Here is an 18,493-nt window from a genome sequence, read left to right as displayed (position 1 = left end):
GCCGAGGAAGACCCTCGGCTTCAGGACGCCGGCTGAGATGTTCAGCCAGACCGTTGCATTGACCAGTTGAATCCGCCATCGATCGGCGTCATTGCTGGCGCGATCGTGATTCGCATCACCGGGTGGAACTGGGTCGATTCGGTGATCGCAGTGGCCATCGGACTGTGGGTGCTGCCGCGGACCTGGGTGCTCTTGAAGGACACCCTGAACATCCTGCTGGAAGGGGTTCCCGAAGGCATCGACATGGCGGCGGTCAGGCAGTCCCTGCTGGGCCTGCCGGGTGTGCTGGGCGTGCACGATCTTCACGTGTGGGCCGTCACCAGCGGCCGGCCCAGTCTTACGGTCCACCTGGTGCATGCCGCCGACGTCGCGGCGCCGGCACAACTTCTCGAGCGGGCACGCGCAGTCCTCGCGGCGGAACATCACATCACCCACACAACGGTACAGCTCGAGACGCAGCCCTGCGCACAAGCCGACGTGGCCGTCGGCCCTGAGGGCAGTGGCGAACCAGCATCGCGTGAGGATGCCCATGCCTAGACCCGCAGCGTGGACAGCCAGACCGGCGTGCGCCAAGGAGTCTGGTTGCACGAGGAGCCACGGCGCCCACGCTCCCAACCACCCGCCTGTCCGGTTGTCGCCGCGGCGAACACACGCCATTTCCGCCAACTGAAGGAGAACTGAATGAGCTCTGATCGACGCAAATTCCTCACCGTGGCGCTGGGTGGCACAGCGCTGCTGACCACCGGTTGCATGACCAAACCCTTGCGCCCGGCCAACGCCGATGGGACGTACTGTTACCGCATCGGCAAGAGCTACCGCCCCAAGCTGACCTGCACGACGGGTCCCGTTCCCTCCGCGCAAGTCGAGTCGCAGGCTCGCGATTTCGGTGGATCGGCCGATCGCCTCACGGTCTATCTCGTGCGCAAGCGCTGGGGTGATACGGAGCACGTGATCTCGGTGTCGACCCCAGGGGCGGCCCCAGCGCAAACCGTGCCCGAGAGCTTTGCGCGCCTTCGGCTGGCGCCCGGACAGCATGTGCTGACCGCCACGTGGCCCGAAGGAACGGCAGGCCTCGAAATCTCGGGCAAGGCTGGCGAGGTGCTCGTGGTGGAAGTGATCGGCCAAGTCTGGGTCTGGGGCAGCAAGTACCGCCTCGAGCCTGGAACGATCGACGACGCCCGCGAACGTACGCGCAACCTCCGACTGGTTGCGGACGTTGGTTGAAGACGCTTGCGACCTCGTGACGCGAGCGACTGCCGGTGCCCGGACAGCACGGGCCAGCGAATTCCAGCATGAGACCTCGACTGGCCGATCCCGAGCTCTCGCTCGCGATGACCTGGATCTGGATCGGCGTGCTGCTGGCCGCGCTGGTGGCGTATGGCATCTTCCGCTGGTGGCGCCGTGGACATCCGCGCAAGCAGCCACCAGCACCGCTGAGCTACTCCGCCGAACTGAGCCAGCGATTGCAGAAGAACATGAACAAGGGCACGAAGCGCAGGCGGCGTGGCAAGACCGCGAAGAAGAAGCCGCCGCGCCGCCCGTGAAAGGTGTGCCGAGATCAGCCGCCCGTCAGCAGTTCGAGGCGCGTGCGGCGGGCATCGGGCGACTCGGCGCGCATCTCGTCGATGACCTGCTGCCGCGTCTTCGGCGGCTCGGAACTCTTGACCGGCAGCGGCGCTCCACGCTGCAACAGCGCCAGCGTGCCGTCCTTGCGCGCTGCGTCGACCTCGGCCATCACCTGGGCACGGGTCTTGGCGCTCTTGAAGTGCTCGGGGTGGTAAGTCACACCGGCTTCGCCGCCCGCGGTGTGCCAGACCGAATTGGCCTGCGCCGCCAGCGGCAGCGTGAACGCGAAGGCGACGGCAGGGACCAGAGCGAGACGGAAGACATTCATGTCGAGATCCTTTCAGGGGGAAGAGCAGGAGACCTGCGATGGCATGCCCGAAGGCATGCGCCCACTGTAGGAATCGGCACCCCACACGAAGGAAACGAACAGATGACAGTTCGGACAGGCCTGGTGCGCCAACAGGCGGGGGCACTGCCATGAAGCTCCTGATCGTGGAGGACGAGGCCAAGCTGGCCGACTACCTGCGCAAGGGACTGGTGGAAGAGGGCTATGTCGTCGAGGTGACTGGCAATGGCATCGACGGGCTGCACATGGCGACAGAAGGCAGCCACGACCTCATCGTGCTCGACACCATGCTGCCCGGCATCGACGGGCTCGGCCTGCTCGCAGCGCTGCGCCAGAGCAAGCAGACGCCGGTGATCATGCTGACCGCCCGCCATCGTGTGGAAGACCGGGTGCGCGGCCTGAAAGCCGGCGCGGACGACTATCTCGTCAAGCCGTTCGCCTTCTCCGAACTGGTGGCCCGCATCGAGGTACTGCTGCGCCGCGCCGCCGGCGCCGCGCCTGCGCCTGACGCCCTGCTGCTGTCGCTGGGTGATCTGCAGGTGGACCTGGCGCGGCGACGTGCCGTGCGCGCCGGCCAGCGTCTGGAACTGTCCGCAAAGGAGTTTCAGCTTCTGACGCTGCTGATGCGGCGCAAGGGCGAGGTGCTCTCCCGTACCGAGATCGCCGAGCAGGTCTGGGACGTCAATTTCGACCACGGCACCAATGTGATCGACGTCGCCATCCGGCGCCTGCGCGGGAAGCTGGACCTGCCCTTCGAGCACCCGCTGCTGCACACCGTGCGCGGCATGGGCTACGTGCTCGAGGACCGCAGCCCATGAGTCGGCTGCACGCTGGATCGCTCGACCGCCGCCTGGCTCGCTGGCTCGCACTGCTGGCCCTGGCGGGGCTCACACTGACGTGCATGGGCGTCTACACGGCGACGACCCTGAGCTTCGAGGATCGGCAGGCGGACACGCTGCGCCAGAAGCAACTCCAGGTGCGTCATTTGATCGCCGAGGCCGGCGTGGTGGGAAATGCGGCGCTGACGCACAAGCTCGACGATGCGATGGTCGGCCGGCAGGACCTGACGCTGGTGCTCACCGATGCGAAGGGCCAGGTCCTGTATGCCGGACCCACCGCACCGCCGTTGCGCCAGACCCTGGTCACGCGGTTTGAGGCGGCAACGGCATCCGGTCCGGTCCAGGCGACCCTGACTCTGGACACCACCGAAGACGACCGTGTGCTGTCCCGACTCGCCCGCACGCTCGCCGCAGCTGCGCTGGCCGGTTCGATCATCATTGCAATCGGCGGCTTCACGCTGGTGCAGCTTGGACTGCGCCCGGTCCGTAACCTTGCTTTGCAGGTCCAGGCTTTGGCGGCCGACACCTTGGATCGCCGGCTCGATGGATCGGCCCAGCCGGAGGAGCTCGCCGCACTGGTTCAGCATGTCAACGATCTGCTGGACCGATTGCACCGGGCCTACGAGCAGCTGGAGGCCTTCAATGCCGACGTCGCGCACGAACTGTTCACGCCGCTGGCGACGCTGATCGGAGGTACGGAAGTCGCCCTGCGCAAGGCGCGCGAAGCCGATGAACTGCGCGACGTACTGGGCGAGCACCTCGAAGAACTGCAGCGCATGTCGCTCATCGTTCAGGACATGCTCTTCCTGTCCCAGGCTGACCGCGGTGCGAAGGCGCGGCGCGAGACAGTGCAGAGCCTTGCCGACGTCGCCAGCGCAGTGGCCGAACTGCACGAGGCACACATGGAAGAGGCTGGACTGCGTTGGCGCGTCGACGGCGACGCGGGTGGGGCCGTCGACGCCCGCTTGCTCCAGCGGGCCCTGTCCAATCTCATTGGAAATGCCACTCGACACGCGCAGCGGGGCAGCGAGGTGGTTGTGCGGATCGAGGGGAGCCGTGACGAGACCTCGCTGAGCGTGGTGAATCAAGGTGCGACGATCGCGCCCGAACACCTGCCGCGTCTGTTCGATCGGTTCTACCGGGTCGATGCCTCTCGCAGCGGAGCGGCCCGCAACCACGGGCTGGGCCTGGCCATCGTGGCCGCCATCGCGCGAATGCACAGTGGTCGGGTGGCGGCCACCTCGAGCGACGGAACCACGTCCATCGGGCTCGTCATCCCGACGACGCCCACCGAACCGGCCTGACGGTCAGAGGCAACTGCCCGCGATGTCCCGAGCGCGGCCGGGCGCGGGCATGCGGTCCAGCTTCTTGGCATCCACCAGGCTGAGCCCGGTGCCCGACGCCGACGACGGCACGGCCATCCCGGCATTGTCCAGGCGCTTCGCGACGGTGAGGGTCACGCCGCTCATGACAGGCGCCGTGGTCGCTGCAGGTGCCAAGGCCCGATCCTCCAGGCGCTTCATCTTGGCGACGTCGGTCGTGCACACGGTAGCCGCGGAAGCTGTACCAGCCAACATCAGCGAAAGCGTCGCGAGCGCGGCACTCAAAGAGGTCTTCATGGTTTGCTTGGGATTGGTTGCGACAACTTCCAGTTTGGCTGGCGACGACTGACGCGACCTGAACGGCAAGATGACAGTTCTGTCAGATGCCGACCGTCGTGGCCGCGACACGTGCCCCGGACCGGCACGCGGGCGATGCAGCACGCGGCCGCAGGGTTCACCAGCATTCTCAGGTCCTGGAAGACTCACCGAGCGGGCACAGGCCGATGAGCGTCAAGAGCAGGCACATCCCGGCACGCATCGATTGCGACCGGCGGGAGCTGCAGTGTGGTCGGCCTCGGTCCGTCCATCCGCGTCCCTGCGCCGGCGTCGAACTGCGGAACGCGACCCACACGTCAGGGACGAGTGAGACTTCCCATGCGATCTGATGGATCAGCCCTCACGGTTCCGGCAGTGCTGCGCGCTACTCGCCGCGTGCCCAAATGTGCGCTCCCGGCTCAGCGAACTGAGCAGTTTCTCTAGCACCTTGGCGCCCAGGGCGCTGCAGATCACCACTGAAGTCAAACCTCGCTCAGGGCGTCGCTGACTTCTTGAGTTCCTGCTGTACAAGTGCCTTCAACTGCGCCTCGCCGAACTCGCGCAGCGGCGTGCCGTTGACGAAGAACCCGGGTGTCCGATCCACTTTCAGTGCCTGCATGTCCGCGATGTCCTGCCGCAGCAGCTGGTCGATCGCTGGCCCGTCGGCATCCGCCCTCGCCTTCGTCATGTCGAGGCCGATGTCGCCGATGAGAGCCCAAATCATTTCCGGCTGTGGGCGGTCATGAGAGGCCCATTGAGGCTGGGCAGCAAGGGCACGCTCGAGCGCTTCCCAGTACTTGCCCTGCACCCGCGCCGCCTCGAGGATCTTGACGGCGGTGTCTGACCCATGGTGCAGCGGGGCGTTGCGCATCACGAGCCTGACCTGGCCGAAGCTCGCGTTGACCATGCCCTTGACGATCGGGTAGAAGGCCCGGCAGGTCTCGCAGGATGGGTCGAAGAACTCGACGATCGTCACCTTCGCCGCCGGATTGCCGAACACGGGCGAGTGCGGCCTGACCAACGCTTCGCTGTTGATCTGCGCCGCCTGCTTCACTTCCTGGTTCGAGCGGTTCGTGAAGACCGCCACGCCGGCCACGAAGGCCAGAACGACCGCCAAGGCAGTGCCCAGAACGATCCATTTCCTGCTCATGTTGTTGCCCTCGCTCTTGCCATCCACAACGCCACCAGGATCCCCGAGAACGCCGTGAGCGACAGCAAGGGAATCGGCACCACGCCGGCCACCTGGACGTCGGCGTCGGCGCAGGACGACCCCTTGCCGCACGGCACCAGCCCCTCCGACACGACGCCCCAGAAGACCAGCAGGTGGTAGGCGGCGATGCTCCATCCCACGGCGGCCAGCGGCAGTGCGTAACGAACGCTGCGCGCATCCGATGTGAACAGTCCCAGGCCGAGCACCAGCACCAGCGGAAACATCGCGATGCGCTGGTACCAGCACAGCACGCACGGCGCCTTGCCCATCACCTCGCCCAGAAACAGCGCGCCGGACGTGGCCAGCAGCGCCAGCAACCAAGCCAGGAACAGGGGCGTCCAGAACGCGGCGTTCCGGCCGTCGCCATGCGGGGCAATCGGCTGTTCTTCGCTCATCGTGTCGGCGGCGTGAATCCAGCCGTCGCGTTCACCTCGATCTTCGACACGCTCCCGTCGGCCGCCGTGAACGAGAGCGTCAGGGGCACGCGCTCGCCCGCCTTGATCTGCTTTTTCAGGTCCATCATCATGACGTGCAGACCGCCCGACTTCAGCTCGATCGTCTGGCCGGCCTTCAAGGGCACACGATCGGCTGGCCGCATCCGCATGATGCCCTGGTCCATCCACATCTCGTGAACTTCGACGATGCCGGCGACCGGCGAATTGGCGCACGTCAGCACAACATCCTTCTGGGCGGTCAGCCGCATGAAGGCGCCGGTGGCCGACTGGTTCGGCACAGTGGCGCGTGCCCAGGCGCCATCGACGGTCACCTGCGCGTGGACCGTCGACGCGGTACCCGCAGCCAGCAGCGCAGCGAGGCATCGGGACAACACGCGGTCTGCAACAGGAAGCCCCATGCCCACCATTCTCGCCGGGGGAACTGTGCGTGGCGTCTGCGCATTCAAGTCGAGTTTCCTTGACCGGCCGGGCCCCCGGCCAGCCCGGGCCGGAACGAGGCCCATATCAGCAGTGCCGCGCTGCCGACGACGAAGATGTCCGCCAGATTGAAGGCGGGCCAATGCGTGTCGCGCCAATGCAGATCGAGGTAGTCGATCACAGCACCGATGCGCATCCGGTCTACGACGTTGCCCAGCGCACCGCCGATCATGCCAACGTAGGCGATCATCTCGAGTCGGGTCCGAACGCCGCGCCAGAGGAGGGCTGCCAGCGTCGCACTGACGGCAACGCCGACCGCAATGAGTGCGTGGCGCTGCCAACCGCCGGCGTCGGCCAGAAAGGAGAATGAGGCTCCCGGATTGAGGACATGGACCAGATTGAACCAGGCGGTGACGGCAACAACTTCGCCAGGGGGCAGGTTCGTGGCCACCACCCATTTGACGATCTGGTCCAGCGAAAGCAGCAAAGCAGCGGCACCCATGAGGCGCCACCAGTGCCCGCGCCGGGCAGTCCTCGCGGCGCGTGGTGCGGCAAGACCCACAGGTGCGTGTGTCATCGCTCGCAGGCCTCGGTCAATGGCATGGGTTCGCGGACCCGGCGTTCAATCGAAGAGATCTCGCAGAAACGACTTGCGCTTGTGACCACTGGCGTAGCGGTCGTCATGCCGCGAGCGGTGACCTCCGTGGCCGTGCTCGGGTGTCGCTGAAGGGAACTGCGGTGCGGCGGGCATCGGAAGGGGAGCCGTCGCAGTCGATTCCATGGCCGAGCGTTCGACGATTTTGTCGAGTTCACCGCGGTCGAGCCAGACGCCACGGCACTTGGGGCAGTAGTCAATTTCGATGCCCTGACGCTCCATCATCGACAGGCGCTCGGTCTTGCACACGGGACAATCCACTTTCTGACTCCTCATTGCCGAGCAGATGCTCGGAATCTGGTGGGATAGATACAGGGACGAGGCATCGGCATTTGCTCGTCCCTCATGGCCACGGGATGGCCACCTCGACAGGCGGCCGGCGGAGAAGAGCATTCACAGACGGCTCCCTCCAAAGCAGCGCCCAGGACCGACCCCGGTGTCATACCGCCTTCCCCCCCTTCTTGAGCAGCCGAAGCCCGTTGCCCACCACCAGGAGACTGGCCCCCATGTCGGCGAAGATCGCCATCCACATCGTCGCGCTGCCGAAGACCGCGAGCACCAGGAACACAGCCTTGATGCCCAGAGCCAGCGTGATGTTCTGCCACAGCACGACATGTGTGGAGCGGGACAGTTGAACCGTCTCGGCAATGCGGCGCAGGTCATCGTTCATCACCACCACATCCGCCGCCTCCATCGCGGTGTCGGTGCCGGCTGCCCCCATCGCCACGCCGATGTCGGCCTGCGCCAGCGCTGGTGCGTCGTTGATGCCGTCGCCGGTCATCGCGGTCGGACCGTGCTCTGCCTGGAGTGCCTTGATCGCTTCGAGCTTGTCCTCGGGCAGCAGGTTCCCGCGCGCTTCCTCAATGCCGGCTTCGTGCGCGATGGCCGTGGCCGTCGCCTGGTTGTCACCGGTCAGCATCACCGGCGTGATGCCCAGGGCCTTAAGCGCTGCCACGGCTTCGCGGGACGAGGCCTTGATCGTGTCGGCAACGGCAAACAAGGCGATCGGGCCGGCGTCGGAGGCCAGCAGGCTGACGGTGCGGCCCGCTTCCTCATGCGTGCGCAAGCTCGCCTCGAGGGCCGGTGAGCACTGGCCACGCTCCTCGATCAGCCGGTGGTTGCCCAGCACATAGGTGGTGCCGGCGATGTCCGCTTGCACCCCGCGACCGGCCAGCGCCTTGAAGTTCTCTGCCTGCACGCTGTTGGACTTGAGCCCCGCGGCAATGGCGCGAGACACCGGGTGGTCCGAGTGGCTGGCCAGCACGAAGGCCATGTGCTCGGCGTTCGCGGCATCGGTTGCAGGATCGAGGACGGACCAGTCCACCAGCTTCGGCTTGCCCTCCGTGATCGTGCCGGTCTTGTCGAGCGCAATCGCCTTGAGCTTGCGCGCCTCTTCCAGGTAGATGCCGCCCTTGATGAGGATGCCGCGGCGCGCCGCGGCTGCCAGGCCGCTGACGATCGTCACCGGCGTGGAGATCACGAGCGCGCAGGGGCATGCGATGACCAGCAGCACGAGCGCCTTGTAGACGCCTTGCAGCCACGTCCAGCCCAGCAGCCAGGGGCCGAGCAGTGCCACTGCCACGGCGATCACGAACACCGCCGGCGTGTAGATCGCGGCAAACCTGTCGACGAAGCCCTGCGTCGGCGCCCGGGTCGCCTGAGCCTCCTCGACGGCGTGGATGATGCGTGCCAAGGTCGAATTCGAGGCCAGGGCGGTGACCTCGAACTCGAATGAGCCCGACTCGTTGATCGTGCCGGCAAAGACCTGATCCCCGCTCGCCTTGTCGACGGGGATGCTCTCGCCGGTGACCGGCGCCTGATTGATGCTGGTCTGGCCCGAGCGGACGACACCATCCATGGGAACGCGCTCGCCCGGCTTCACCCGCAGCAGAGCGCCAACCGCGACCTGGCCCACGGGCAGCGTCGCCCAGCTGCCATCGGCCTGGCGAACCGATGCCTCCTCCGGCGCCATCGCCAGCAGGCCCTTGATGGCGTTTCGCGCGCGGTCCACGGCCCTGGCCTCGATCGCCTCGGCGATGGCGTACAGCGCCATCACCATCGCGGCTTCCGGCCACTGGCCGATCGCGAAGGCGCCCGTCACGGCCACGGTCATCAGCGCGTTGATGTTCAGCCGCCCGTGCCGCAGCGCCGTCAGCCCCTTCTTGTAGACGTCGAAGCCGGCGAGCCAGATCGCGATGGCCGCCACGGCAAGGCCCGCCCCCCGCCAGACCAGGGTCTCCGGCGCAAAGTAGCCGATGATCTCGGCGCCGATGGCCAGGATCAGCGCCCCGGCCAGCTTGGGGACCTGGCCTCGCACAACCTCGTGATCATGACCGTCGCCCGCCGCATGGTCGGCCTCCGGTTCGCCCACGGCGATTGGCTGCGGGTCGAAACCGGACTTACGCACGGCCGCCAGGGCTGGCGCGATCGACGGCTCGTCGGCATCGATCGTGAGCACCCGCTGGCCCAGTTGGAATCGCAGACCGCGAATGCCGGGCATGCCATCAAGGGCACGCCGGATCTCGGCCTCCTCGGCCGCGCAGTCCATCGTCGCGATCCGGAAACTGCGCCCCCGCGCAGATGGGTCGCCGCGTTGCAGCGGCGCCGCGGGCATAGCGCAGGCGCCACAACCGTCGTCCGCGCACGCGGCTTCCTTCAGCTGCGCCGGAGCGTCAATGTGCCGGGCGTCGTGGGCGTGCGCATGACCATCGTCGTGATGGTGCCGGTGTGTGTTGCCGCCCTCGGCATGGGAATGTCTCATCGCAGGAATCCTCGTTGACCTTGCCGCCATTGCAAACCCTGTAGCCGGTGTAGAGTCAAGTCCCTCTCCCCATCAGGGAAGTCGAAAGCTTGCAACCATGAAGATCGGAGCTCTGGCCGAGGCCACCGGAACACCCGTGGAAACGATCCGCTTCTACGAGCGCGAGGGACTGCTGCCGCCGCCGGCCCGGGCGGACAACAACTACCGCGTCTACCTGCCGGCGCACGCCGAGCGGCTCGCCTTCATCCGGCAGTGCCGCAACCTGGACATGACGCTCGACGAGATCCGGGCCCTCATCGCACTGCGGGAGTCGCCCGCGCAGGATTGCGGCGAGGTCAACGCCCTGCTGGACGAGCACATCGGCCACGTGGCGCACCGCATTCGCGAACTGCGAGCGTTGGAGAAGGATTTGAAGTCACTGCGCGCGCGGTGCGCGTCGCCCCACGCCTTGGCGGATTGCGGCATCCTCAACGGCCTGGACCGCGCTGCCGCCGCGCCAGCGGCCCCGGCGAAGCGGCGCCACGTTCACGGCGCTCACTGAGCCGGCGCAGGCCTCGGGCCAGATGACCGAACTGTCATCTGCCGGTTCCGAAACTGTTGCCAGGCGATTTCTAGAGTCCGTGGTCATGCCATCGGGGCATGCGGCTGAGTGAAAGCCGATCACACCACCACGAGGAACTCATGCAATCACCTTCGTCATCCCTTCTCCGCCTGTCGGCCGTGCTGATCGTGGCGGCCGCGCCTGCCGTCGGCTTCGCGGCTGGCGAGACCTTCATGAACGGCCAATCCATCTACGGCCAGCCGGCCGCTGTATCGAGCGCGGCTCGTGTCGTCGACCTGGCGCAGGCCCCGCGCCCGAACATCGCCTACGGCGAGACGGTCGCCTTCCGCGGCGACGCCGGACAGCAGTTCGCATGGACCTTCAATGGCCTGGACCGGCGCGGCGTCGACCTCGCCAAGATCGCGCCGCCGGGCTTCGGCGCGAAATCCGCCGTCGCCTACGTCGGGCGCGATCCGTCCAACCGCCGCTAACCGCGGTCCGACGCGCGCACAAGCGCCGGCCGGGATCGTCCCGTGCGGCGGGCTTGACCCGGTAGTGGCTTCAGGGTCTGAAATGCGGCTGTCGCCGCCTGGGGCCACCCTGATCGAGTCATGTCCGACATACCTTCGTCACTACTTCGCAGCACGCCACTGCTCGACACTCAACATCCTGACATCGAGCGGCTTGTCGCCGAGCGGGGGTGGCGCGCGCTGCCGATGCGCGAGCGGATCGGCGCGGTCTACGACTTCGTCCGCGACGAGATCGCATTCGGCTACAACGAGGCGGACGATCTGCCGGCATCCCGCATACTGGCCGACGGCCATGGGCAGTGCAACACCAAGGGCACCTTGCTGATGGCCTTGTTGCGCAGCGTCGGCGTGCCGTGCCGTTTCCACGGTTTCACCATCGACAAGGCGCTCCAGAAGGGCGCGATCACCGGGATTGCGTATGTCCTCGCGCCGCGGCGCATCATCCACAGCTGGGTGGAGGTCTGGTTCGAGGGGCGATGGGTCTGTCTCGAAGGATTCATCCTCGATGCGCAGTACCTTCGCAGCCTGCAACGCAGATTCCCCGGTGCGCGACGCTTCTGCGGCTTTGGCGCCGCCACCCGGGACCTGTCGGCGCCGGACATCGAGTGGCGTGGCCAGGACACCTTCATCCAGAAGGAGGGCATCGTCGACGACTTCGGGATCTTTGACGATCCCGACGCGTTCTATGCCCTGCACGGCGCCAACCTGCGTGGTCCGAAGCGGTGGCTGTTCGTGCACGCGATCCGCCGCTGGATGAACAACAACGTGGCGCGCGTCCGCGCCGGACGGTGGTGATGTCCTTCACGCCTCCGCTTGGCCTCGCATGCCCAGGGTCAACCCTGTAGCCGCTACACTCTGACCCCATGCGCCGTTGGCTCGCCATCCTGCTGCTCGTTCTGCTGCCCACCCAGATGTCCTGGGCGGCAGTGGCGGACTACTGCGCCCATGAATCGGGCGCGGCAGCGGACCATGTCGGCCACCACGATCACGCCGATCACGGCCATGCGCCTGCAACGGCGGATGTGGCCGATCAATCGGGTGCTGACGAAGGCGCTACTTCAGCGCCTGACGCAGACTGTGGCCATTGCCACGGTCAGTGCACAGGCATGCTGGTGTCGCTCGTCACCACGGCGCACGACCGCGCCACGGCCGCCCCGACTCCAGCCGGCGATGCCCCGTGCGCTGCCCAGGCGGCAGCCCAACCTGAACGCCCTCAGTGGGCGCGCCTCGCCTGATCGGCGGGGCGGGTTCGTTCTCCTCCTGAACCTCGTCCGCGCCTGAGCGCGTTGCCGTAGCTCGCTCTCGGCAACCCGTTCGGGTCGGCGCGACCGCATTGGTCGCGGCTCGCCGGTCTCCCGTGTTCCCCTTCTTTCACACTGGAGCATCGGATGCATCCGAGAACACGAACAACGATCGGCGTGCGGCAGGCCCTACTTGCCGCCGTCCTGGCCGGGGCCGTTGCTGGCGCAGTGGCGCAGGCGCCGGCAGCCCCCACGCCCGGGGGACCTGGCACGCCCGGCCTCAAGGAACTCTTCGAGGCGGCCTGGGCACGTCAACCCGAGGCGCTGGCGCTGCAGTCCCGCCGAGAAGCCGCGCAGGCGCAGCGCCGGGCGGCCGAAGCCTGGACGCCCGAGCCGCCTGCGTTCGAGGCAAGCCACAAGACCGACCGCCTCACCCGCAACGACGGTGCCCGGGAACTCGAGGTTGGTCTCGCCGTGCCGTTGTGGCTTCCGGGCGAACGCCGCAGCAGCGGCGCGCTCGCGGAGGCCGAGGCAGCCGCCGTCGAAAGCCGCGCCCAGGCTGCCCGCGTTCGCCTGGCCGCGGCGGTCCGCGAAGCCTGGTGGACCTGGCAGCGTGCCGGCGTCGATGTCGAGATCGCGCGCGGCCAGCTCGACAACGCGCGCAAGCTCGCCGCCGACGTCTCGCGCCGCGCCAGGTCCGGTGAGCTTGCCCGCGCCGACCAGCACCAGGCCGATGGTGCCGTGGCCGCGGCGGAGGCGGGACTGGCGCAGGCCGAGGCTGCGGCCACGGCGGCGCTGCAGCAGGTCAAGGCCTTGTCTGGGGGCGCAATCGGGATGACCCCCGCGGTGATGGCCGCTGCCGAACCGGAGCCCGCCGCGACCGAGGCGGGCACCCATCCGGCGATCACGGAGCTGCAGGACCGCGCCAGCGCCGCCGAGCGCACCGCCGTGCTGGCTGCCACGCAGTCGCGTGCAAACCCCGAACTGACCCTGGCCACGACGCGCGATCGCGGCGCATCGGGCGAGCGATACGGCCAGACGGTGACGCTGGCCGTGCGCATTCCGTTCGGTGGCGGTCCAAGACATGACAGCCGAGTGGCCAGCGCGCGTGCCGATGCTGCCGAGGCCCAGGCCCAGCTTGCACTTGACCGCGCGCGCTTGCAGTCCGAGCGCGACGCCGCCGTTGCAAGGGTCGACGCGGCGCGGGTCCAGCTGGCAGCGGCCGAGCGCCGGGCGACGCTGGCACGCGAAACACGCGGCTTCTTCGAGAAGTCGTTCCGGCTGGGCGAGACCGACCTGCCGACCCGGCTGCGCATCGACGCAGAGGCCAACGAGGCCGAACGGCAGGCCGCGCGCAGTCGCATCGAGCTGGCCGCTGCGATCTCGGCCTGGCGCCAGGCGCTGGGGCTGCTGCCGCAGTGACGAACGAACCGAACACCCACCTCCTCTTGCGAATCTTCACCATGAGACTGACATCCTTCATCGCTGCGCTTGGCCTCGCCACGGCTGCCTTCCTTCCCTCGCCGGCTCACGCCGGCGAGGGCCACGACCATGGCGAAGCCGCTCCCGCGGCGGCCGGCCCCGCCCTGCCCCGCTTTGCGGCCGCCTCCGAGACCTTCGAGCTGGTCGGCGTGCTCAACGGCAAGCAGATCACCCTCTACCTGGACCGCGCCGCCGACAACAGCCCGGTCACCGATGCCCAGATCGAGATCGAGATCGCCGGCACCAAGCTCAAGGCCGAGAAGCACGAGGACGCCTACGAAGTCGTGCTGGCAGCCGAGCCGAAGCCGGGCGTCCTGCCGGTCACGGCCACGGTGACGGCCGGCACGGAGACCGATCTGTTGGCTGGCGAGTTCGATCTCCACGAGGAGGTGCATGCCGACGAGTCCGCACATGCCCACGGCTGGCAGGAGTACGCCGGTTGGGCCGCAGGCGCCATCGCCGCCCTGGCCGTCCTGATCGTGGTCGTCCGCCGCGTTGCGGCCAACCGTCAATCCCGCGCCGGAGCCCCCGCATGAAGCCGAATCGCATCCGCACGTTCTCGGCGCTTGCGGCTACTCCCCTGGCAGCCCTGATGCTCATCCTGGCCGGCGCGCGGCCTGTCCATGCCGGTGAAGGCCATGACCACGGCGGCGCCGCCGCGGCGCCCAGCGCCAACGGCCCGCAACGCTTGCCGGACGGCGGCGTCTTCCTGCCCAAGCCGGCGCAGCGCCAGCTCGGCATCCGCACACTGCTCACCGAGGCGGCGGAACTGCCTCGCTCGTTCGAGCTGAACGGCAAGGTCGTGATGGACCCGAACGCTGGCGGCAAGGTGCAGCCCCTGAACGCCGGCCGCGTCGAACCGGGCCCGCGCGGGTTGCCGACCGCAGGCCAGACGGTGCGCAAGGGCGAGGTGCTGGCCTACGTCGTTCCCTCGGCCGCGCCGATCGAGCGCTCGAACCAGGCCGCCCAGCTGGCCGAGCTGCGCGCCGCGAAGTCCCTGGCCGACAAGCGCGTAGCACGGCTCAAGGAACTCTCCGACACCGTGCCGCGCAAGGACATCGAGGCGGCCGAGAGCGATGCGCTGAGTCTGGCCGAGCGCATCGCTGCCGTCGGCACGGGGCTGGCAACGCGCGAGGCCCTGATCGCGCCGGTCTCTGGCGTGATCGCCTCGGCCCACGTCGTCGCCGGCCAGGTGGTCGATGCACGCGAGCTGGTGTTCGAGGTCGTCGATCCTCAGCGCCTGCACATCGAGGCCCTGGCCTTTGACCCTGCGGTCGCTGCCGGCATCGGGCGGGCGACCCTCGCGGTCGGCAGCGAGCGGGTGCCGCTCGCCTTTGTCGGCGCCGCCCGCAGCCTGCGCGAGCAGGCGCTGCCGCTGACCTTCCGCGCGCAGGGCAAAGCCCTCACCGCTCTGGCCGTCGGCCAGCCGGTTCGCGTCTTCGTCCAGGGCAAGGAGCTGGTCAAGGGCATCGCGGTGCCGGTGGCATCGCTGATGAAGAACCCGGCGAACCAGACCATCGTGTGGGTGAAGACCGCGCCCGAGCGCTTCGAACCACGCACGGTGACCGTGGACCCGCTGGACGGCGTGAGCATTGCCGTCACCTCCGGCTTGAAAGCCGGTGATCGGGTCGCCACGCAAGGCGCAACCTTGATCAACCAGGTCCGCTGAGGAGCCCCCGATGTTCAAGTGGCTCCTCGACAACAGCCTGACGAACCGCCTGCTGGTGATCATCGCCAGCGTGGTGCTGATGGCCTACGGCGCGTTCACCCTGTCCCGAACGCCGGTGGACGTGTTCCCCGACCTCAACAAGCCGACCGTCACCATCATGACGGAAGCCGGCGGCATGGCCGCCGAGGAGGTGGAACAGCTCATCACCTTCCCGCTGGAGACGACGATGAACGGGCTGCCCGGCGTGGAGAGCGTTCGCTCCACCTCGTCAGCTGGCCTGTCCTTCCTCTACGTCACCTTCGACTGGAGCACCGACATCTTCCGCGCGAGGCAGCTGGTCGCCGAGCGGCTGGCATCGATGGAGGAAGGTCTGGCCGAGGGCGTCGTGCCGCGCATGGGGCCGATCAGCTCGATCATGGGCGAGATCATGCAGATCGCCATTCCGGTCGATCCGCAGAAGATCAGCCCGATGGCCGTGCGCGAGTACGCAGACTGGGTGCTGCGGCCGCGCCTGCTGTCGGTGCCCGGCGTCGCGCAGGTGATCCCGATCGGCGGCGAGGTTCGGCAATTCCAGGTGCAGCCGAACACGGCGCGCATGGCCGAACTCGGCATCACGCACGATCAGCTGGAAGGAGCGCTGAAGGGATTTTCCGCGAACACCTCCGGGGGCTTCCTGGAGCTCAATGGCCGCGAGTACCTCATCCGCAACCTCGGCCGGACGTCGCGCCTGGATGACCTGAAGAACCTGGCGATCGGTGCGAACCGGGGGCAGCCCATCCTGCTGCGCCAGATCGCCGAGGTCACGTTCGCCGCGGCGATCAAGCGCGGTGATGCCGGCTTCGAAGGCAAGCCTGCCGTGATCCTGGGGGTCCAGAAGCAGCCGACCGCCGACACGATCGCGCTGACAAAGTCGATCGAGGAAGCGCTGACAGGGCTCAAGGCCTCGCTGCCGGCCGGCATGGAGGCGCCCCGCGTCACCTTCCGCCAAGCGAGTTTCATCGAGGCGTCGATCACCACACTGCAGGGCAAGCTGATCGGCGCGTCGGTCTTTGTCGCGGCGATCCTGTTCTTCTTCCTCGGGACGCTGCGGCCGACAGTGATCGCGCTCACCGCGATTCCCGTGTCGATCTTCATCACCGCGCTGGTCTTCCGCTACTTCGGGCTGTCGATCAACACGATGACACTGGGCGGCCTGGCCATCGCCATCGGCGGGCTCGTGGACGACGCGGTGGTCGGTGTTGAGAACGTGCTGCGGCGGTTGAAGGAAGACCGCGCCAAGCACCCGCACTCGCGCCTCCATCCTTTGGAGGTCGTCGCCCACGCCACGATGGAGGTCCGCTCCGCGATCCTGTATGCGACGGTGATCATCGTGCTGGTCTTCATCCCCTTGTTCGCATTGCCGGGATTGGAAGGCAAGCTGTTCGTGCCGCTGGGCATCGCCTTCATCGTCTCGACGCTGGCCTCGCTGGTGGTGTCGGTGACGATCACGCCGGTCCTGAGTTTCTACCTGCTGCCGCGCATGAAGAACCTAGACCACGGCGACACCAAGGTTCTGGCATGGCTGAAGGCGCGTTACAGCAGCAGCCTGCAGGCCGTCCTGACAAGGCCGAAGGCGGCGCTCGCGGCAGCCGGTCTGGCTGTCGTGGCGGCAGCGGCTGCCGTGCCGTTCTTCCCCACCACCTTCCTGCCGCCGTTCAACGAAGGCACGCTGTTGATCGGCCTGCGCCTGAACCCCGGTGTCACGCTGACCGAGAGTTCAACCGTGGCGCGCCAGGCCGAGACGCTGGTGAGCCAAGTGCCGGAAGTGACTCACGTCGGGCGACGAAGCGGGCGTGCCGAATTGGATGAGCACGCGGAAGGCGTGCACGTCAGCGAGCTCGATGTAGGCATCGTACCCACGGCCGAGCTCAAGCGCAGCATGGACGAGGTCAAGGCGGACATTCGCGCCAGGCTGGCCAACCTGCTGGCAGCCATCGAGATCGGCCAGCCGATCTCGCACCGTATCGACCACATGCTCTCGGGCGTGCGGTCGCAGATAGCGGTGAAGATCTACGGCGAGGACCTAGATGCACTGCGCGGCCAGGCCGATGCGCTGCGCCAGCGCCTGGCAACGATCCCCGGCATTGCCGACCTGCAGATCGAGAAGCAGGTCCTGGCGCCGCAGATCAAGGTGCGCGTGGACTATGCCGCTGCCGCGCAGTACGGCGTGCCGGCGCCACAGGTGCTGGCCACGCTGCAGAGCCTGGTCGAGGGCGAAAAGATCACGCAGATCGTCGAGGGAGGGCGCCGCTTCGCACTTGTGGTCAAGCTGCCCGAGTCGGCACGTTCGATCGAGGGGCTGAGCCAGATCCTGATCGAGACGCCGACCGGCCGCATCCCGCTGTCGAAGGTCGCTTCCATCGAGGACGGCGACGGCCCGAACCAGATCAGCCGCGACGACGGCAAGCGGCGCATCGTGCTGTCGGCCAACGCCTCCGGCCGTGCGCTGTCGGAGATCGTGGCCGACATCCGCAAGATCGTCTCCGAGACCAAGCTGCCGGAAGGCTACTTCATCACGCTGGGCGGCCAGTTCCAGGCGCAGGAGGAGGCGTCGCGCCTGGTCGGCCTGCTGTCGATCGTCTCGCTGGTGCTGATGTTCGTGGTGCTGTACAGCCGCTACAAGTCCACGACGCTGTCGGCACTAATCATGGTGAACATTCCGCTGGCCCTCGTCGGCGCGGTGATCGGCCTGTGGCTGTCGGGCCAGCCCTTGTCGGTGGCGGCGCTGGTCGGCTTCATCACGCTGGCCGGCATCTCGGTGCGCAACGGCATCCTGAAGGTCAGCCACTACATCAACCTGATGCGCTTCGAAGGCGAGAGCTTCGACACCAAGATGATCGTGCGCGGCTCGCTCGAGCGGCTATCGCCCGTCCTGATGACGGCGCTCGTGACGGCTTTCGCGCTGGCGCCCCTGCTCTTCGAAGCCGAGCGCCCGGGCACCGAGGTGCTGCATCCGGTGGCCGTGGTGATCTTCTCCGGCCTGATAAGTTCGACCCTGCTCGACACCTTCCTCACGCCCGCTATGTTCTGGCTCTTCGGCCGCAAGGATGCTGAACGGCTGATGGACGACAAGGACGCCGAGGCGCTCTGACTCCGACAACCCCG

At 67.6% G+C, this 18,493-nt stretch carries 21 protein-coding genes; 13 read left to right on the top strand and 8 right to left on the bottom strand.

Annotation, left to right across the window (positions count from 1 at the left end; translation table 11 throughout):
- Positions 1-66: 66 nt before the first annotated feature.
- The 3 genes from KAK03_RS18615 to KAK03_RS18605 all read left to right on the top strand — a co-directional run bounded on the left by KAK03_RS18615 (position 67) and on the right by KAK03_RS18605 (position 1,544).
- Positions 67-537 (top strand): cation diffusion facilitator family transporter, encoded by a 471-nt coding sequence (locus KAK03_RS18615; protein WP_247661263.1) that lies wholly within the window; start codon positions 67-69, stop codon positions 535-537.
- Positions 538-681: 144 nt separating this feature from the next.
- A complete protein-coding gene (locus KAK03_RS18610) occupies positions 682-1,224 on the top strand; it encodes a hypothetical protein (RefSeq protein ID WP_210856086.1) in 543 nt (180 codons plus the stop codon).
- Between the two features lie 68 nt (positions 1,225-1,292).
- The gene (locus KAK03_RS18605) at positions 1,293-1,544 is read left to right on the top strand and encodes a hypothetical protein (protein WP_210856084.1); all 252 of its coding nucleotides are present in this window, start codon (positions 1,293-1,295) and stop codon (positions 1,542-1,544) included.
- A 14-nt stretch (positions 1,545-1,558) separates the two neighbouring features.
- Here KAK03_RS18605 and KAK03_RS18600 read toward each other — a convergent pair whose 3' ends face one another.
- Positions 1,559-1,894: a DUF4148 domain-containing protein gene (locus tag KAK03_RS18600; RefSeq protein WP_210856082.1), complete on the bottom strand. Its 336-nt coding sequence runs from the start codon at positions 1,892-1,894 to the stop codon at positions 1,559-1,561.
- A gap of 149 nt (positions 1,895-2,043) precedes the next feature.
- On the opposite strand from KAK03_RS18600, the gene KAK03_RS18595 reads away from it, so the two are divergent.
- A complete protein-coding gene (locus KAK03_RS18595) occupies positions 2,044-2,730 on the top strand; it encodes a heavy metal response regulator transcription factor (protein WP_210856080.1) in 687 nt (228 codons plus the stop codon).
- Positions 2,727-4,055, top strand: coding sequence for a heavy metal sensor histidine kinase (locus KAK03_RS18590; protein ID WP_210856078.1), 1,329 nt, complete (start codon positions 2,727-2,729; stop codon positions 4,053-4,055). The genes KAK03_RS18595 and KAK03_RS18590 overlap by 4 nt, the downstream gene beginning before the upstream one ends.
- Before the next feature lie 3 nt (positions 4,056-4,058).
- Here KAK03_RS18590 and KAK03_RS18585 read toward each other — a convergent pair whose 3' ends face one another.
- From KAK03_RS18585 to KAK03_RS18555, 7 genes are all read right to left on the bottom strand, one after another.
- Positions 4,059-4,370: a hypothetical protein gene (locus KAK03_RS18585; protein WP_210856076.1), complete on the bottom strand. Its 312-nt coding sequence runs from the start codon at positions 4,368-4,370 to the stop codon at positions 4,059-4,061.
- A gap of 511 nt (positions 4,371-4,881) precedes the next feature.
- Entirely contained in the window at positions 4,882-5,565 is a 684-nt protein-coding gene (locus KAK03_RS18580; protein ID WP_310738662.1) for a DsbA family protein, read from the bottom strand.
- Positions 5,535-5,993: a disulfide bond formation protein B gene (locus KAK03_RS18575; RefSeq protein ID WP_210856074.1), complete on the bottom strand. Its 459-nt coding sequence runs from the start codon at positions 5,991-5,993 to the stop codon at positions 5,535-5,537. Before KAK03_RS18575 ends, KAK03_RS18580 begins: the two co-directional genes overlap by 31 nt.
- Complete coding sequence (locus tag KAK03_RS18570; RefSeq protein ID WP_210856072.1) at positions 5,990-6,451, bottom strand: copper chaperone PCu(A)C; 462 nt, start codon at positions 6,449-6,451, stop codon at positions 5,990-5,992. Before KAK03_RS18570 ends, KAK03_RS18575 begins: the two co-directional genes overlap by 4 nt.
- A 44-nt stretch (positions 6,452-6,495) precedes the next feature.
- Positions 6,496-6,972: a signal peptidase II gene (gene lspA, locus KAK03_RS18565; RefSeq protein ID WP_247661262.1), complete on the bottom strand. Its 477-nt coding sequence runs from the start codon at positions 6,970-6,972 to the stop codon at positions 6,496-6,498.
- Positions 6,973-7,092: 120 nt separating this feature from the next.
- A complete protein-coding gene (locus tag KAK03_RS18560) occupies positions 7,093-7,386 on the bottom strand; it encodes a TFIIB-type zinc ribbon-containing protein (protein WP_210856112.1) in 294 nt (97 codons plus the stop codon).
- A 178-nt stretch (positions 7,387-7,564) separates the two neighbouring features.
- Positions 7,565-9,886: a heavy metal translocating P-type ATPase gene (locus tag KAK03_RS18555; RefSeq protein ID WP_375140990.1), complete on the bottom strand. Its 2,322-nt coding sequence runs from the start codon at positions 9,884-9,886 to the stop codon at positions 7,565-7,567.
- 97 nt (positions 9,887-9,983) lie between these two features.
- On the opposite strand from KAK03_RS18555, the gene cadR reads away from it, so the two are divergent.
- From cadR to KAK03_RS18515, 8 genes are all read left to right on the top strand, one after another.
- Positions 9,984-10,427, top strand: a complete 444-nt coding sequence (gene cadR, locus KAK03_RS18550; protein ID WP_210856068.1) for a Cd(II)/Pb(II)-responsive transcriptional regulator — start codon at positions 9,984-9,986, stop codon at positions 10,425-10,427.
- Positions 10,428-10,525: 98 nt separating this feature from the next.
- On the top strand, positions 10,526-10,918 hold the full coding sequence (locus KAK03_RS18545; RefSeq protein WP_210856066.1) for a CzcE family metal-binding protein: 393 nt from the start codon (positions 10,526-10,528) through the stop codon (positions 10,916-10,918).
- 120 nt (positions 10,919-11,038) lie between these two features.
- Positions 11,039-11,752 (top strand): transglutaminase-like domain-containing protein, encoded by a 714-nt coding sequence (locus tag KAK03_RS18540; protein WP_210856064.1) that lies wholly within the window; start codon positions 11,039-11,041, stop codon positions 11,750-11,752.
- Positions 11,753-11,820: 68 nt separating this feature from the next.
- Complete coding sequence (gene czcI, locus KAK03_RS18535) at positions 11,821-12,192, top strand: cation efflux protein, CzcI family (protein WP_210856062.1); 372 nt, start codon at positions 11,821-11,823, stop codon at positions 12,190-12,192.
- A gap of 153 nt (positions 12,193-12,345) precedes the next feature.
- Positions 12,346-13,620 carry a TolC family protein gene (locus tag KAK03_RS18530; protein ID WP_210856061.1) on the top strand — a complete coding sequence of 425 codons (1,275 nt, stop codon included), beginning with the start codon at positions 12,346-12,348 and terminating at the stop codon, positions 13,618-13,620.
- Positions 13,621-13,661: 41 nt separating this feature from the next.
- The gene (locus tag KAK03_RS18525) at positions 13,662-14,216 is read left to right on the top strand and encodes a hypothetical protein (RefSeq protein WP_210856058.1); all 555 of its coding nucleotides are present in this window, start codon (positions 13,662-13,664) and stop codon (positions 14,214-14,216) included.
- Between the two features lie 56 nt (positions 14,217-14,272).
- Complete coding sequence (locus KAK03_RS18520; RefSeq protein WP_210856108.1) at positions 14,273-15,349, top strand: efflux RND transporter periplasmic adaptor subunit; 1,077 nt, start codon at positions 14,273-14,275, stop codon at positions 15,347-15,349.
- 10 nt (positions 15,350-15,359) lie between these two features.
- Positions 15,360-18,479: an efflux RND transporter permease subunit gene (locus KAK03_RS18515; protein ID WP_210856056.1), complete on the top strand. Its 3,120-nt coding sequence runs from the start codon at positions 15,360-15,362 to the stop codon at positions 18,477-18,479.
- Positions 18,480-18,493: the final 14 nt, after the last annotated feature.

It is taken from the genome of Ideonella alba (genome assembly GCF_018069845.1).
GTDB lineage: Bacteria > Pseudomonadota > Gammaproteobacteria > Burkholderiales > Burkholderiaceae_C > Ideonella > Ideonella alba.
The sequence above is the reverse complement of the archived record's forward strand: the minus strand, read 5'-3'. Positions and strand labels throughout refer to the sequence as shown.

Excerpts from the sequence above, each read along its gene's own strand:
- KAK03_RS18575 (WP_210856074.1), bottom strand. The coding sequence starts at position 5,993 with ATGAGCGAAGAACAGCCGATTGCCCCGCATGGCGACGGCCGGAACGCC.
- KAK03_RS18590 (WP_210856078.1), top strand. The coding sequence starts at position 2,727 with ATGAGTCGGCTGCACGCTGGATCGCTCGACCGCCGCCTGGCTCGCTGG.
- KAK03_RS18540 (WP_210856064.1), top strand. The coding sequence starts at position 11,039 with ATGTCCGACATACCTTCGTCACTACTTCGCAGCACGCCACTGCTCGAC.
- cadR (WP_210856068.1), top strand. The coding sequence starts at position 9,984 with ATGAAGATCGGAGCTCTGGCCGAGGCCACCGGAACACCCGTGGAAACG.
- KAK03_RS18520 (WP_210856108.1), top strand. The coding sequence starts at position 14,273 with ATGCTCATCCTGGCCGGCGCGCGGCCTGTCCATGCCGGTGAAGGCCAT.
- KAK03_RS18515 (WP_210856056.1), top strand. The coding sequence starts at position 15,360 with ATGTTCAAGTGGCTCCTCGACAACAGCCTGACGAACCGCCTGCTGGTG.
- KAK03_RS18585 (WP_210856076.1), bottom strand. The coding sequence starts at position 4,370 with ATGAAGACCTCTTTGAGTGCCGCGCTCGCGACGCTTTCGCTGATGTTG.
- KAK03_RS18555 (WP_375140990.1), bottom strand. The coding sequence starts at position 9,886 with ATGAGACATTCCCATGCCGAGGGCGGCAACACACACCGGCACCATCAC.
- KAK03_RS18600 (WP_210856082.1), bottom strand. The coding sequence starts at position 1,894 with ATGAATGTCTTCCGTCTCGCTCTGGTCCCTGCCGTCGCCTTCGCGTTC.
- KAK03_RS18530 (WP_210856061.1), top strand. The coding sequence starts at position 12,346 with ATGCATCCGAGAACACGAACAACGATCGGCGTGCGGCAGGCCCTACTT.
- KAK03_RS18525 (WP_210856058.1), top strand. The coding sequence starts at position 13,662 with ATGAGACTGACATCCTTCATCGCTGCGCTTGGCCTCGCCACGGCTGCC.
- KAK03_RS18610 (WP_210856086.1), top strand. The coding sequence starts at position 682 with ATGAGCTCTGATCGACGCAAATTCCTCACCGTGGCGCTGGGTGGCACA.
- KAK03_RS18605 (WP_210856084.1), top strand. The coding sequence starts at position 1,293 with ATGAGACCTCGACTGGCCGATCCCGAGCTCTCGCTCGCGATGACCTGG.
- KAK03_RS18545 (WP_210856066.1), top strand. The coding sequence starts at position 10,526 with ATGCGGCTGAGTGAAAGCCGATCACACCACCACGAGGAACTCATGCAA.
- KAK03_RS18570 (WP_210856072.1), bottom strand. The coding sequence starts at position 6,451 with ATGGGGCTTCCTGTTGCAGACCGCGTGTTGTCCCGATGCCTCGCTGCG.
- KAK03_RS18595 (WP_210856080.1), top strand. The coding sequence starts at position 2,044 with ATGAAGCTCCTGATCGTGGAGGACGAGGCCAAGCTGGCCGACTACCTG.
- lspA (WP_247661262.1), bottom strand. The coding sequence starts at position 6,972 with ATGGGTGCCGCTGCTTTGCTGCTTTCGCTGGACCAGATCGTCAAATGG.
- czcI (WP_210856062.1), top strand. The coding sequence starts at position 11,821 with ATGCGCCGTTGGCTCGCCATCCTGCTGCTCGTTCTGCTGCCCACCCAG.